The organism is Streptomyces sp. NPDC056169, from assembly GCF_042268445.1.
Taxonomy (GTDB): domain Bacteria; phylum Actinomycetota; class Actinomycetes; order Streptomycetales; family Streptomycetaceae; genus Streptomyces.
Genome location: NZ_JBHJUO010000014.1, coordinates 42,418 through 56,458 on the forward strand (window position 1 = coordinate 42,418; position 14,041 = coordinate 56,458).

Annotated in this window: 12 protein-coding genes; 6 read left to right on the top strand and 6 right to left on the bottom strand. The window is 73.1% G+C overall.

What is annotated here, in order from left to right; all coding sequences use genetic code 11:
• Positions 1-9: 9 nt before the first annotated feature.
• Positions 10-798 (bottom strand): SDR family oxidoreductase, encoded by a 789-nt coding sequence (locus ACFC0G_RS23630; RefSeq protein ID WP_376406344.1) that lies wholly within the window; start codon positions 796-798, stop codon positions 10-12.
• Positions 795-1,961, bottom strand: a complete 1,167-nt coding sequence (locus ACFC0G_RS23635) for an acyl-CoA dehydrogenase family protein (protein WP_376406346.1) — start codon at positions 1,959-1,961, stop codon at positions 795-797. Before ACFC0G_RS23635 ends, ACFC0G_RS23630 begins: the two co-directional genes overlap by 4 nt.
• A gap of 45 nt (positions 1,962-2,006) precedes the next feature.
• Between ACFC0G_RS23635 and ACFC0G_RS23640 the strand changes: the two genes are divergently transcribed.
• From ACFC0G_RS23640 to ACFC0G_RS23660, 5 genes are all read left to right on the top strand, one after another.
• Entirely contained in the window at positions 2,007-2,894 is an 888-nt protein-coding gene (locus tag ACFC0G_RS23640) for an enoyl-CoA hydratase (protein ID WP_376406348.1), read from the top strand.
• Entirely contained in the window at positions 2,894-4,063 is a 1,170-nt protein-coding gene (locus ACFC0G_RS23645; protein ID WP_376406350.1) for an acyl-CoA dehydrogenase family protein, read from the top strand. The genes ACFC0G_RS23640 and ACFC0G_RS23645 overlap by 1 nt, the downstream gene beginning before the upstream one ends.
• Positions 4,063-5,055 (top strand): acyl-CoA dehydrogenase family protein, encoded by a 993-nt coding sequence (locus ACFC0G_RS23650; RefSeq protein ID WP_376406772.1) that lies wholly within the window; start codon positions 4,063-4,065, stop codon positions 5,053-5,055. Before ACFC0G_RS23645 ends, ACFC0G_RS23650 begins: the two co-directional genes overlap by 1 nt.
• A 144-nt stretch (positions 5,056-5,199) precedes the next feature.
• Positions 5,200-6,594, top strand: a complete 1,395-nt coding sequence (locus ACFC0G_RS23655) for an MFS transporter (RefSeq protein ID WP_376406352.1) — start codon at positions 5,200-5,202, stop codon at positions 6,592-6,594.
• Positions 6,591-7,670, top strand: coding sequence for an acyl-CoA dehydrogenase family protein (locus tag ACFC0G_RS23660; RefSeq protein WP_376406354.1), 1,080 nt, complete (start codon positions 6,591-6,593; stop codon positions 7,668-7,670). The genes ACFC0G_RS23655 and ACFC0G_RS23660 overlap by 4 nt, the downstream gene beginning before the upstream one ends.
• 10 nt (positions 7,671-7,680) lie before the next feature.
• On the opposite strand, the gene ACFC0G_RS23665 is transcribed toward ACFC0G_RS23660, so the two are convergent.
• Both ACFC0G_RS23665 and ACFC0G_RS23670 read right to left on the bottom strand, forming a co-directional pair.
• Positions 7,681-8,874, bottom strand: a complete 1,194-nt coding sequence (locus ACFC0G_RS23665) for an MFS transporter (protein ID WP_376406356.1) — start codon at positions 8,872-8,874, stop codon at positions 7,681-7,683.
• Positions 8,875-8,982: 108 nt separating this feature from the next.
• The gene (locus ACFC0G_RS23670; RefSeq protein WP_376406358.1) at positions 8,983-10,086 is read right to left on the bottom strand and encodes a chitinase; all 1,104 of its coding nucleotides are present in this window, start codon (positions 10,084-10,086) and stop codon (positions 8,983-8,985) included.
• 165 nt (positions 10,087-10,251) lie between these two features.
• Between ACFC0G_RS23670 and ACFC0G_RS23675 the strand changes: the two genes are divergently transcribed.
• Positions 10,252-10,821: a HutD family protein gene (locus tag ACFC0G_RS23675; protein WP_376406360.1), complete on the top strand. Its 570-nt coding sequence runs from the start codon at positions 10,252-10,254 to the stop codon at positions 10,819-10,821.
• Positions 10,822-10,828: 7 nt separating this feature from the next.
• Here the strand turns inward: ACFC0G_RS23675 and ACFC0G_RS23680 are convergent, their stop codons facing one another.
• Together ACFC0G_RS23680 and ACFC0G_RS23685 are read right to left on the bottom strand one after the other, a co-directional pair.
• Positions 10,829-12,295, bottom strand: a complete 1,467-nt coding sequence (locus ACFC0G_RS23680) for a purine-cytosine permease family protein (protein WP_376406362.1) — start codon at positions 12,293-12,295, stop codon at positions 10,829-10,831.
• A 124-nt stretch (positions 12,296-12,419) separates the two neighbouring features.
• The gene (locus tag ACFC0G_RS23685; RefSeq protein ID WP_376406364.1) at positions 12,420-13,952 is read right to left on the bottom strand and encodes a pyridoxal phosphate-dependent decarboxylase family protein; all 1,533 of its coding nucleotides are present in this window, start codon (positions 13,950-13,952) and stop codon (positions 12,420-12,422) included.
• Positions 13,953-14,041 lie beyond the last annotated feature (89 nt).

The window sequence follows — 14,041 nt, forward strand, 5'->3', positions numbered from 1 at the left end:
GTCTGCGGCTCATGGGTGCTGGCTGCTGACCGAGAGGACCTCGCCGGTCAGGTACGAGGAGTACCCGCTGGCCAGGAACACGATCACGTTGGCCACTTCCCAGGGCTCGGCGTACCGCCCGAAGGCCTCGCGGGCGGTGAGCTCTTCGAGGAGTTCGGGAGTGGTGACCTTCGCCAGGTGCGGGTGCATGGCCAGGCTCGGGGAGACGGCGTTGACCCGTACCCCGTACTCGGCGGCCTCCAGGGCGGCGCAGCGGGTGAGCGCCATGACGCCGGCCTTGGCCGCGGCGTAGTGGGCCTGGCCCTTCTGGGCCCGCCAGCCGACCACGGAGGCGTTGTTGACGACGACGCCGCCGGTGCCCGCGGTCTTCAGGCGGCGCAGTGCTGCGCGGGTGCAGCGGAAGGTGCCGTTGAGGGTGACGTCGAGGACCTTGTCCCACTGCTCGTCGGTCATGTCGACGAGGTCGGCGGTGCCGCCGAGGCCGGCGTTGTTGACGAGGATGTCGAGGCGTCCGTGGCGCTCTTCCGCGAGGTCGAGGAGGGCGGCCACCTGGGCTTCGTCGGTGACGTCGCAGGGCAGGGCGGCGACGCGGTCGGCTCCGAACTCCGCGGCCAGTTCGGCCTCGGACTCCTTGAGTCTGCGGGCGTGGGCGTCCGAGAGGACGACGCGCGCGCCTTCCTCCAGGAGCCGCCTGGCGGTGGCGCCCCCGATGCCGGCGCCGGCGGCGGCGGTGACCACGGCGCTCCGGCCGGCGAGCAGCCCGTGGCCCGGGACGTAGGGGGGTGGTGTGCGGGTCACGGGCGGACCTCCTTGGGCAGGCCGAGGACGCGCTCGGCGATGATGTTCCGCTGGATCTCGTTGGAGCCGGCGTAGATGGTGTCGGAGCGGGAGAAGAGGTAGAGCCGCTGCCAGTCGGTGAGGTCGTACGGTTCGCCGGCCGCGAGCATGCCGTCGGCGCCGCAGACGTCCATGGCGAGTTCGCCCAGTTCGCGGTGCCAGGTGGCCCAGAAGATCTTTCCGATGGACGCCTCGGGGCCCGGGGCGCCGGCCGCGACGCCGCCGAGCATGCGCAGGGCGTTGAACCTGATGGTCTCCAGGCCGATCCAGGCGCGGGCGATGCGGTCGCGGATCAGGGGATCCGTCGCCGCGCCGTTGCGCCGGGCCAGGTCGATGACGGCCTCCAGCTCGCGGCGGAAGCCGACCTGCTGGCCGAGGGTGGAGACGCCCCGCTCGAAGCCGAGGGTGGCCATGGCCACCTTCCAGCCGCCGCCGGGGGCGCCGACGACGTTCGCCGCGTCCGTCCTGGCGCCGTCGAAGAACACCTCGTTGAACTCGGAGGTGCCGGTGAGCTGCACGATGGGCCGGATGTCGACTCCGGGCCGGCGCAGGGGGACGAGCAGATAGGAGAGGCCCTGGTGGCGGACCGATCCGGGTTCGGTGCGGGCGACGACGAAGCACCAGTCGGACTCGTGCGCCTGTGACGTCCAGATCTTCTGGCCGGTGACCACCCATTGCCCGCCGTCGCGCTCGGCGCGGGTCCGTACGTTGGCCAGGTCCGACCCGGCGTCCGGCTCGCTGTAGCCCTGGCACCACAGTTCCTCGACGGCGACGATCGGCGGCAGGAAGCGCTCGCGCTGCTCGGGCGTGCCGAAGGCGATGAGGGTGGGTCCGAGGAGCTGTTCGCCGATGTGTCCGACGCGGGCGGGGGCGTCGGCGAGGGCGTACTCCTCGTGGAAGGCGACCTGCTGTTCCAGGGTCGCGCCGCGTCCGCCGTACTCCTTCGGCCAGCCGACGCAGGTCCATCCTTCGGCGGCCATGTGCCGCTCCCAGGCGAGGCGTTCGGCATGGGCCTCGTGTTCCCGACCGGGTCCTCCGCGCCCTCGCAGGGCGGCGAACTCGCCGGTGAGGTGGGCGCGCAGCCAGCTGCGGAACTCTGCGCGGAACTCCTCGACGTTGCTCATGGCCGTACGTTAACCTACCAAACACTTGTTAGGGAAGGAGGGCGAGTGTCCGCTGCCCGCACCACATCGACATCCCCATCGACGTCCCCATCGACGTCCACGTCGCCTGTCCGGTACGAACGCCTCGGCCCCGTCGCCGTGGTCACCATGGACCGGCCCGATTACCGCAACGCCCAGAACTCCGCGATGACGTACGCCCTGGACGAGGCCTTCTACCGCGCGGCCGACGACAGCGAGGTCAAGGTCGTCGTACTCGCCGGGGCGGGGAAGCACTTCTCCGCCGGACACGACATCGGCACCCCCGAGCGGGACGCGCACCTGCCGTTCGCGCGCAGGGCCGGTCTCTGGTGGGACCACTCGGACAAGGAGGGCGCGGAGAGCCGCTTCGCCCGCGAGTCCGAGGTCTATCTGGGCATGTGCCGGCGCTGGCGCGAACTGCCCAAGCCCATGGTCGCGTCGGTGCAGGGCGCCTGCGTCGCGGGCGGCCTGATGCTCGCCTGGGTCTGCGACCTGATCGTCGCCTCCGATGACGCGTTCTTCGCCGACCCGGTCGTCCGCATGGGGATCCCGGGCGTCGAGTACTTCGCCCACCCGTGGGTGATGCCCCCGCGCATCGCGAAGGAGTTCCTGTACACCGGCGACCGGATGAGCGCCCGCCGCGCCTACGAGGTCGGCATGGTCAACCGCGTCGTCCCGCGCGAGGAACTGACCGACCGGAGCATGGAGTTGGCCAACAGGATCGCCGAGATGCCGCGCATGGGCCTCGCCCTGACCAAGCGCGCGGTCAACCAGGCCGAGGACCTCCAGGGCATGCACACCGGCATGGACTCGGTGTTCGGGCTGCACCACCTCGCGCACGCGCACAACGCGGAGACCGCCCCCGACGCGCTGGGCGGCATGGACATCCGGGCGATGAAGGCGGCGGGAGCCTGATGGACCTCGACTTCACCACGGCGGAGGACGCCTTCCGGGCCGAGGCCCGCGCCTGGCTCGACGCCCACGTGCCCGCCGTCCCCCTGCCCTCACTGGAGACGGAGGACGGCTTCGCGGCCCACCGGGAGTGGGAGCGGACCCTCTTCGCGGACCGCTGGTCGGTGGTCTCCTGGCCCGCGGAGTACGGGGGCAGGGGCGCCTCCGTCCTTCAGTGGCTGATCTTCGAGGAGGAGTACTTCGCGGCCGGCGCGCCCGGCCGGGTCAGCCAGAACGGCATCAACCTCCTCGCCCCCACCCTCTTCGAGCACGGCACCGACGAGCAGCGGTCCCGGATCCTCCCCTCCATGGCGTCCGGCGAGGTCATCTGGGCCCAGGCCTGGTCCGAACCGGAGTCGGGTTCGGACCTCGCGAGTCTGCGCTCCACCGCCGTCCGCACGGAGGGCGGCTGGCTCCTGAGCGGGCAGAAGACCTGGTCGTCCCGGGCGGCCTTCGCCGACCGCGCCTTCGGCCTCTTCCGCAGCGACCCGGAGGCGGGCAGGCCGCACCAGGGCCTGACCTATCTGATGTTCCCGCTCGACGCGGAGGGGGTGACCGTACGGCCCATCGGGCGGCTCGACGGCAAGCCCGCCTTCGCCGAACTCTTCCTCGACGAGGTCTTCGTGCCCGACGAGGACGTCATCGGCGCACCGGGCCAGGGCTGGCGGGTCGCCATGAGCACGGCGGGCAACGAGCGGGGGCTCACGCTGCGCAGCCCCGGTCGTTTCACGGCCGCCGCCGAGCGGCTTGCCGCGCTGTGGCGGGAGGGCGCCGACCCGTCCGACACCGCCCTGCGCGACCGGGTCGCCGACGCGGTCATCAGGGCCCGCGCCTACCGCCTGTTCACCTACGCCAACGCCTCCCGCATCGCCGACGGGGACACGCTCGGCGCCGAGTCCAGCCTCAACAAGGTCTTCTGGTCCGAACTCGACATCGCGCTCCACGAGACCGCGCTCGACGTCCTCGGCCCGTACGGCGAGCTGTCCGACGAGGCCACCGAGGCCCCCGCCCACGGCAGTTGGGCCGAGGGCCACACCTTCTCGCTCGCCGGGCCGATCTATGCAGGCACCAACGAGATCCAGCGCGACATCATCGCCGAGCGGCTGCTCGGCCTGCCGAAGGGACGCCGGTGATGCGGTTCCTCCTCGACGACGAGCAGCGGGAGTTCGCCCGCTCGCTGGATGCCATGCTCACGGCGTCCGACACCCCGGGGGCCGTACGTGCCTGGGCCGCCGGTGACACCGCGCCGGGCCGTGCGCTCTGGTCCCGGCTCGCGGAGGCGGGGGTCTTCGCCCTCGCCGTACCGGAGCCGTACGACGGGCTCGGCCCGCTGCCCGTCGAACTGGTCGTGGCCTTCACCGAGTCGGGTCGCCACGCCGTCCCCGGCCCGCTCGTGGAGACGGTCGCCGCGGCCTCGCTGCTCGACCGCCTCGGCGACCACGAGGCGGCGGCGGCCTGGCTGCCGCGGATCGCCTCCGGCAAGGCGGTGGTCTCGCTGTGCGTGCCGGCCGCCGGCAGCCCCTACGCCCTGGACGCGGACGCGACCGACGCCGTGCTGGTCGTGGAGGGCGACACCTTGCTGGTGACGGAGGACGCCGCTCCCGTCAATCCCTCCGCCGACCCCGCGCGCCGGCTGGCCCGGCCCCTCGGCGGCACCGTCCTGGCGAGGGGCCCCGAGGTGGCCGCGGCCGCCGCGCACGCCGCCGACGTGGCGGCCCTGGTCACTGCCGCCCAGGCCCTGGGGCTGGGCCGCGCGCTGCTCGACCGGACCGTGGCGTACGTCAAGCAGCGCACCCAGTTCGGGGTCGCCATCGGTTCGTTCCAGGCGGTGAAGCACCGTCTGGCCGACACGCTCCTCGCCCTGGAGTTCGCGCGCCCCCTGCTCCACTCGGCCGCGCTGGCCCTGGCCGGGGGGGACGGCCCGGAGGCCGGGCGCGAGATCGCCGCGGCGAAGGTCGCGGCGGGCGACGCCGCCTACGCCGCCGCCCGCGCGGCCCTGCAACTGCACGGCGCCGTCGGCTACACCGACGAGCTGGACCTGTCCCTGTGGATCCGCAAGGCACGTCCCCTGCGCGAGGCCTGGGGCACCCCCGCCGCCTGCCGCGCCCGCGTCCTCGCTCCCTGACGCGCCCGCGCCCGCGTCCCCGCCCGCCGACGCCACCGGCTCGCTCGCCCGGCCCACCCGCCCGGGAGAGCGAGCCGCGTACGGGCCGTACGCCATCGCACCGCTCACCGACCCCCCGCTTCCCCACCGCACCCGGGAGCCCCCATGTCCTCCGCACCGTCCCCGCACTCCCCCGAGAGACCGTCGGACCCCGCGCTGCTGCGCCGCGTGGCGCTGTCGAGCCTGCTCGGCACGGTCATCGAGTACTACGACTTCCTGCTCTACGGCACGATGGCCGCGCTCGTCTTCGGCCCGCTGTTCTTCCCCGGCTCCGATCCCGCCGTCGCCACGATCGCCGCCTTCGGGACGCTGGCGGCCGGCTACGTGTCGCGGCCGCTCGGCGGCGCCGTCTTCGGCCACTTCGGCGACCGGCTCGGCCGCAAGTCCATGCTGGTCCTGACGATGGTCCTCATGGGGGTGGCGAGCCTGCTGATCGGGCTGCTGCCGACGTACGGCGCCATCGGCGTCGCGGCGCCCGTCCTCCTCGTCCTCCTCCGCGTCGTGCAGGGCCTCGCGATCGGCGGGGAATGGGCCGGCGCCACGCTCATGGTCGTCGAGCACGCCGACCCGAAGCGCCGCGGCCTGTGGAGCGGGGTGATGCAGATGGGGTCACCGATCGGCTTCCTGCTCTCCACGGTCGCGGTCACCCTGACCACGCTGCTGCCCCGCGAGTCCTTCCTCGCCTGGGGCTGGCGCGTCCCGTTCCTGTTCAGCGCCGTGCTCCTCGCCATCGGCCTGTACGTGCGCGTCAGCATCACCGAGAGCCCGCTGTTCCGGCAGGCGGCGCGGACGGAGGGCGCGGGCCAGGAACCCGGCGTGCCGCTGGCACAGGTGCTGCGCAGGCCCCGGAACCTCGTGCTCGCGTGCGCCGTGGGCATCGGCCCCTTCGCCCTGACGGCACTGATCAGCACGTACATGCTCACCTATGCGACGGCCATCGGGTACGCCACCTCCGAGGTGATGACGGGTCTCGTCCTCACCTCGGTCACGGGCCTGGTGACGATCCCGTTCTTCTCCGCGCTCTCCGACCGCGTGGGCCGCCGGGCCGTCGTGCTGGGCGGCGCGGCGGGTGTCGTCCTGCTCGCCTTCCCGGTCTACGCCCTGGTCGACGCCAGATCCCCCGCCCTGCTGGTCCTCGGCATGGTCCTCGGCCAGGTGGTGCAGTCGGCGATGTACGCGCCGCTGGGCCCGCTGCTCTCCGAGCTGTTCGGCACACGGGTCCGGTACACCGGTGCCTCCCTCGGCTACCAGCTGGCCGCGCTGATCGGCGGCGGCTTCACCCCCTTGTTCGCGAGCAGCCTGCTCTCCGCGTCGGGCGGCGCGCGGAGCGCTCCCCTCGCGGTCCTCGCGCTCGCCTGCGGTCTGGTGACCGCGCTGGCCGTGTGGCGCGTCGCCGAGACCCGGGGCCGGGACCTGTCGCTGGAGGACCCGGCGGCGGGCCCCGCCCCCGCTGCCGTACCGAGTCGTGTCGAGCCCTACGGGAAGGAGCAGAGCGCATGAGGCTGACGGAGGAACAAGAGGAACTGCGGTCCGCTGTACGGGCGCTGCTCGGGCGCCATGCGGGGGACGCCGCCTGGCGTCCGCTGACCGAGCAGATCGGCGTCGCGGGGCTCGCCGTTCCCGAGGCGTACGGCGGCGCCGGCTGTGGGGCCCGTGAGGTCCATGTGGTGATGGAGGAGCTGGGCAGGGAGCTGAGCCCCGTCCCGTTCCTCGGCTCCGCCGTGCTCGTGGTGCGGGCGCTGCTCGCCTCGGGCGACGCGGCGGCGTGCGCGGAGTTGCTGCCGGGACTGGCCTCCGGTGCCGTGGTGGGGTCCCTGGCCTGGGCCGAGGCCGGTTCCTGGGACCCGGCGGCGGTACGGGCCGAGGCCCTGCCCGCGCCCGGCGGTGGCTGGCGGATCACCGGGGTCAAGGAGCACGTGCTCGACGGCGCCGGGGCCGAGGTGCTGCTCGTGGCCGCCCGGACGGGCGCGGGGGTCTCGCTCTTCGAGGTGTCCGGGGACGGCGCGGGCGTGGAGCGTACGCCGACGGTGACGATGGACTCGACCCGGGGGCAGGCGCGTCTGGTCCTCGCCGGGGCGGAGGGTCGGCTGGTCGGGGCGGAGGGCGACGGCGAGCGGGTGCTGCGGGAGGTCCTCGACGCGGCCTGCGTGGCGCTCGCCGCCGAGCAGGTCGGCGCCGCCGCGCGCTGCCTCGAACTCACCGTCGCCTACGCGGGGCAGCGCGTGCAGTTCGGCCGGCCCATCGGCTCGTTCCAGGCGGTGAAGCACCGGCTCGCGGACGCGTACGTCCTGGTGGAGTCGGCGCGTTCGGTGGCGCTCGGGGCCGCGTTCGCGGCGGCCGAGGGGGCGCCGGACGCGGCCCGCTGCGCGGCCGCCGCGAAGTCCGCCTGCTCGGAGGCGTTCTCGGTGGTGGCGGGCGAGATGATCCAGTTGCACGGCGGCATCGGCATCACCTGGGAACACGACGCGCACCGCTATTTCAAGCGCGCCCACGGCTCGTCCCTGCTCTTCGGCCCGCCGGCCTGGCACCGTACGCGGCTGGCGGCCGACCTGGGCCTGGCATCGGCGCCGGGGTGAGCGCGGGCGGTCAGGGGCTCGCCACCCGCACCGGCCGTCGGATCAGGTAGACGGCGGCGGAGGCGACGAGCACCAGCATGCAGGCGATGAAGACCAGTCCCGCCCCTTCGAGTCCGAGCGGGTCGGCCAGGAGCCCGACGCCGATCACCGGGATCGAGATGCCCGTGTACGCGACGACGAACAGGGTCGAGATGACCGCCGCGCGCCGGTCCTCCGGCGCGGCGGCGGCGACGGAGGACAGGGCCGCGCGGAAGGCGAGGCCCTGTCCGACGCCGCCGACCACGGCCGACAGGACGACGAACACCAGGAGGTCCGTGGAGAGCGCCGCCGCCAGGAGGACGAGGCCGACGAAGAGCACGGCGCAGCCCAGGGGCAGCGAGCGCGCCACGCCGACGCGGCCGACGGCGAGCTGTCCCGCGGTGGAGGCGAAGAAGGCCAGGGCCACGACCAGACCGCTGACGGCGTGGTTGTCCACGTGCAGGAAGCGGGCGAGGAAGGCGGGGCTGACCGAGGTGAACACGCCGAAGAGGGCGAAGCCCACGAAGGACGCGATCGCCGCCGGCACGAACACCGCTCGCACCTGGGCGGGGAGCGCGGGCCGCTGCGGCCGGACGGCGGACAGGGGCCGGCGCTCGCGTACGGTCTCGGGAAGCCTCAGCACGACGAGGACGCTGAGGAGCACGAGGACGAGGTGCACGGCGAACGGCAGGAGCAGCGGCTCGGGGGCGTACTCGGCGAGCAGGCCCGCGAGCAGCGGGCCGCAGCCGAGACCTCCCATGTTGGCGGCGGTCGCCACGAAGGTCGCCCGGGACGCGCCGCCGCGCGGGGCCAGCTCCATGACGTACGCGGTGGCGGCGCCCGTGAAGAGTCCGGCCGACAGACCGGACAGCAGCCGGCCCGCGTACAGCCAGCCCACCGCGCTCGCGCAGAGGAAGCAGACGGCGCTGGCCGCCGAGAACCCCAGGCCCCAGAGCAGCGTCGGACGCCTGCCGATCGTGTCCGAGGCGTTGCCCGCCAGGAGGAGGACGCCGATGACCCCGAAGGCGTACACGGCGTAGACGACGGTGACGGTCAGCTCGGAGAAGCCGAACTTCTCCTGGTAGAGGGGGTAGAGCGGCGTCGGCAGTGTGGTTCCGGCCATGCACACGACGAACACGGCTCCGGCGAGGAGACACCGGAGCCAGCCCTGACGTTCACCTTCCATGGCGCCGACCGTAACCCCGGCGGGCGTCGCGGCACCGGTACGACCTGCGGAAACCGCGAAGGCGTCACCCGGCCCGCCCCGGGTGGGGCGGGCCGGGTGACGCCGCTCCTAGCGGCCCTGGAGTGCCTTGACGTTGTTGCCGAAGGTCCAGTTCTTCGATCCGTCCCAGTTCGCCGACCAGGTCATCAGGCCCTTGAGCGCCCCGCCGTAGTGGTTCCAGGCCTGGGCCACGGCCGACGGCGCCATGTGGCCGCCGCCCGCGCCCGGCTGGGCGGGCAGGCCGGGCACCTGCTTGTCGTACGGCACGCGGATCGTCGTGCCCTGGATGACGAGGCCGCGGTTCAGGCAGTCGTTCTGGGCGACGAACCCGGCGACGGTTCCGGCGGAGTAGGAGTCGCCCGAGCAGCCGTACATGCTGCCGTTGTAGTACTGCATGTTGAGCCACCACAGGCGCCCGTTGTCGGCGTACTTCTTGATGATCGGCAGGTACGCGCCCCAGATCGACCCGTAGGCCACGCTGCCGCCGGTGACGTACGCGGTCTCCGGCGCCATCGTCAGTCCGAAGCCGGCGGGCATGCGGGCGAGGACTCCGTCGATGATGTACACCAGGTTGGCCTGCGAGGCGGAGAGGGTGCCGATCGCGCCGCTGCCGACCAGGCCGGTCTCGATGTCGATGTCGATCCCGTCGAAGTTGTACTTCTGCAGGAGGGGCACGACCGTCGCGATGAAGCGGTCGGCGACGGCGCGCGAGCTCAGGTCGATTCCGGCGGCGGCGCCGCCGATGGACATCAGGATGGTCGCGCCGGCCGCCTTGGCGCGGCACATCTCCGCCGGGGTGGCGACGCGGACGGTGCTGTCCATGCCGTCCTCCCACAGCACCGTCCCGTCCGAACGGATCACGGGGAAGGCGGCGTTGATGACGTTGTAGCCGTGGGCAGTGAAGCGGGGGTCGTCGATGGGCGCCCAGCCGAAGGGCGGGTGCACGCCGTTGGCCGCGCCGTCCCAGTTCTCCCAGTACCCCTGGAGCACCTTCCCGGCGGGTTTCGGCTTGGGAGCACAGGTGTCCGCGGCGGCTGCCGCGGGGGCGGGAGCGGACACGGCGGTGCGCTCGGGCCGCGCGCTGTCGGCTGCGGCGGGGGCGGCGAGGGTGGCGGCGGCGAGCAGGGTGACGAGCCCCGCTCCGAGGACACGGGTGATCCGAGGGCCTGGCATGCGTGCTCCTTGGGACGTGGGGGGGGTGGTCCTAGGCATGGCGCGCGCTGCAGGAGACCGTAGGTTGGTCCAGACCTTTCGTCAACCACTCGCGCGGACACGGCTCTCCCGCGACCTGACCGTATGATCCACATCCGTACCGGACCGACGTCAGGAGCCCGCCCCATGCACCACTTCGATGTCGAGACGCTGACGGCGGGCCGGTGGCGCAACGGCGGGGGCGCGACCAGGGAAATCGTCTCGGCGCCGGTGGGCGACGAGGAGTTCGGGTGGCGCGCGAGCATCGCCGACATCGACCGGGACGGGCCGTTCTCGGCGTTCCCCGGCATCGACCGGACGCTCACCCTGCTGTCGGGCGCCGGCGTGCGGCTGACCGCCCCCGGGGCGTTCGACCGGCTCCTCGCGCGGGCGGGCGAGCCGTTCGCGTTCTCCGGGGACCTCGCGCTCGCCGCCGAACTGCCGGGCGGCGCCTGCCGGGTGCTCAACATCATGGTGCGGCGCGGACGCTCGACGGCCCGGGTGGAGCGGGTCACCGGCCCGGTCGCGCCGCCCGCCGGGCACGCCGGGGTGCTCTACGTCCTGGACGGACGGTGGCAGGCGGGGACCGCCGGGCGCGTCCTGGCGTCCGGTCAGGGTCTGTGGTGGGACGCGGACGAGCCGGCGCCGGGCGGAGCGGTCGTGCCGCTCGCGCCCGACGCCGTCGCCTTGTGGGCGGATGTCACGCCCCTCGGGTGACGCCTGGTCAGCCGGCCGTGGCGACCGGGGCGTCCGGGTTGACGGCCTCGGCCGGGTCGCCGGTCTCGGCGGGGTGGACGGTCGCTGCGGGCGGGTTGGCGGTGCGCCGCGCCCACAGGCTGTACAGGACCGAGGTGACCACGAGGCCGACGATCCACGAGATGTCGGCGCCGCCGAGCCGCTCGGTGAGCGCGCCGGTGTACAGCTTGGTGGCCAGGAACGGGACCTGCACGACGACACCGACGACGTAACAGGTCAGCGCGGTGACGTTCCAGCGGCCGTAACGGCCCTCCGGGTCGTACAGCGCGGGGATGTCGACGCGCTCGCGGGAGATCAGGTAGTAGTCGACCAGGTTGATCGCGCTCCACGGGGTGAACACCATCAGAAGCAGGAGCACGAAGTTCTTGAAGTTGGTGAGGAAGTCGGCGCTGGCGGCGAGCGCGATGACGACGGACACCGCGGTGAAGCCGACGATGTACGCGGCGCGCGCGGCGGCCGAGATCCGGGAGCGGCCGTCGAACGCGGTGACGGTGGTCAGGATCGACATGAAACCGCCGTACGCGTTCAGGCAGTTCACGGTCAGCTTGCCGACCACGATCACCAGGTAGACGAGCACCGCGAGGAACGCCGGGCCCGCCAGCTCGCCGAGGAAGCCGACCTGGTCGGTCAGGAAGGCCTTGCCCGCGACGGCCGCGGTGAGCGCGCCGAGCGTCATGGACCACTGGGAGCCGATGACGGAGCCGGCGAAGGTGGACCAGAACGTCGCGCGCGTGCTGGTGTCGCGCGGCAGGTAGCGCGAGTAGTCGGCGACGTACGGGCCGAAGGTCAGCTGCCAGCCGGCGCCGAGGCCCACGGCGAGGAGGAAGGTCGCGGCATCGAAGCCCTTGGTGCCGACGTGCGCGCCGACGTCGTACTGCGTGAAGACCCGCACCAGCAGGTAGCCGAGGCCGAGCACGCCGACGACGGTGGCGATGCGGCCGGCGATGTGGATGAGCCGGTAGCCGGTGACGGCGACCACGGCGGTCAGCGCACCGAAGATCAGGATGCCGGCGTTCGTGTTGTCGATGTGCAGCATCTCGGACACGGCCTGCCCGGCCAGCACGCTACCGGTCGCGGCGAAGCCGAGGTACATGAGGATCACCAGGAGCAGCGGCAGGACCGCGCCGTACACGCCGAACTGCGCACGGCTGGAGATCATCTGCGGTACGCCGAGCTTCGGGCCCTGCGCGGAGTGCAGCGCCATCACGGTGCCGCCGAGCACGTTGCCGAGCAGCAGCGCGGGTATCGCCCACAGCGCGTCGGCGCCGAAGACGACGGCCAGGGCGCCGTCGACGATCGCGGTGATCTGCATGTTGGCGCCGAACCACAGGGTGAACTGGCTGCGCGGCGTACCGTGCCGCTCGGCGTCCGGGATGACCTCGATGGTGCGGCGTTCCATGGCGAGTCGTTCCCCGGGGGCGTGCTGGACCGGCATGTCGGTGACCTCTCCGTCGACCAGTGGGCTGCGCTGAATCTGGCATAGAGATGAACAGACATCAAGATCCTGAATGAATAATTTCAACGATGCCCGACCCCGGCCACGATCCGCCGGACAGGCCCTAGACGGTCCGGAGGTGGTCGGCAGCGGCCAGGACCTCGTGGAGGAGGGTGTCGACGTCGTCGGTGGTGGTGAGGTGGTTGCAGACGCAGGCGCGCAGGACCGTTTGCCCGTCGTGGCTGACCGTGGCCAGATAGGCGTGGCCGCGGGCCTGGACGCGGGCGGCCACCGCCGCGTGCGGGTCCGTCCGGCCCTGTCGGCCTGCTTCCGGGCGGGCGGCCAGGCGGAAGCAGACCACCGGCAGCGGGCCGCTGGTGCACAGCTCCAGCAGGGGGTGCTCCCGGACACGTTGCCGCAGGTAGCGGGCGAGGTCCTGGTAGTGCTGGAGGAGGGCGACCACACCGGAGCGGCCGAGGTGGCGCAGGGTGGCCCAGAGGGTGAGGGCGCGGGTGCCGGGGCGGGTGAGTTCGATCGTGTAGTCGGACATCCAGGGCCAGTCCTGGTCGCCGTCGAGGTAGGAGGCGCGGAAGGTGAACGCGTCGCGCAGCCGTGAGGGGTCGGTGACGAGGGCGGCGCCGCAACCGACCGGCACGGACAGGGCCTTGTGCGGGTCGACGGTGAGGGAGTCGAGGCCTGCGACGCCTCGGTAGGAGGATGCCAGTTCGGGGACCAGCGCGCCGAGTCCGCCCCAGGCACCGTCGCCGTGGTGCCACACACCCGCCCGGCGGCAGACCCGGGTGATCGCTTCGATCGGGTCGACGGCACCGGTCGCGGTGCTGCCGAGGTTGGAGACGACACAGAACGGCAGCAGGCCGGCCGCGCGGTCGGCGTCGACCATCGTCCGCAGGGCATCGACGTTCATGGACCGGTCCGGTGTGGTGGGCACGGCGCGCAGCCGCCAGGGCGGCAGGCCGATCACGGCCGCGGCCTTCGCGACCGACATGTGGGCCTGGTCGCTGTGGTAGGCGACGAGACGCGCGTGCGCCCGGTCGTAGGCGGGGCCGTCGGTGGCGCCGTGCTGCCGCAGGAACCAGGTGCGGGCGGCGCCCAGGCAGAGCAGGTTGGCCATCGAGCCGCCGCTGGTCAGCACACCGCCCGCGGTCGGCGCCAGGCCCGCCAGCGACGCCAGGTCGCGCAGCACACCGCGTTCGAGGTCCATCAGGGCGTGCTCGCCCATGCCGCAGGTCGCGTTGACCGCGGTGGCCAGCAGTTCGGCGATGACCCCGGCCGGGGACGGCGGTGAGTTGATCCAGGCGAAGAAGGCGGGATGGCCGTTGCCGGTCGGGTACGGGGCGATGGCCTGATCGACGAACTCCAGCAGCGCGCCGAGCTCCTGGCCGTCCTGCGGCAGCGACCCCGCGGCCATGGCCTGGCGGTGCTCCGGCGGCATCGGCCGGGTCACCGGACGCCGAGGGATCCCCTGGAGGTAGCCGGCGACCCACTCGGCGGCGGCTGCCAGTTCGTCCCGGAAGACCTTCGGGTGCACGGCCAGCGGACCGGCGTCGCCACCGTACTCCGGCCGGGCCGAAGCGGGGTGAGCCGGCCGGGCCGAAGCCGGGCGGGCCGGGCGGTCGGTCTCTGGCGGTGTGGGCATGGGCTCGCTGCGCCTTCGCTCGGGGTGGCGGCCGGACGGCCATGATCCGAAACGACGGTCGCGCTCGCAGGTCACGCCCTGCCGACTCC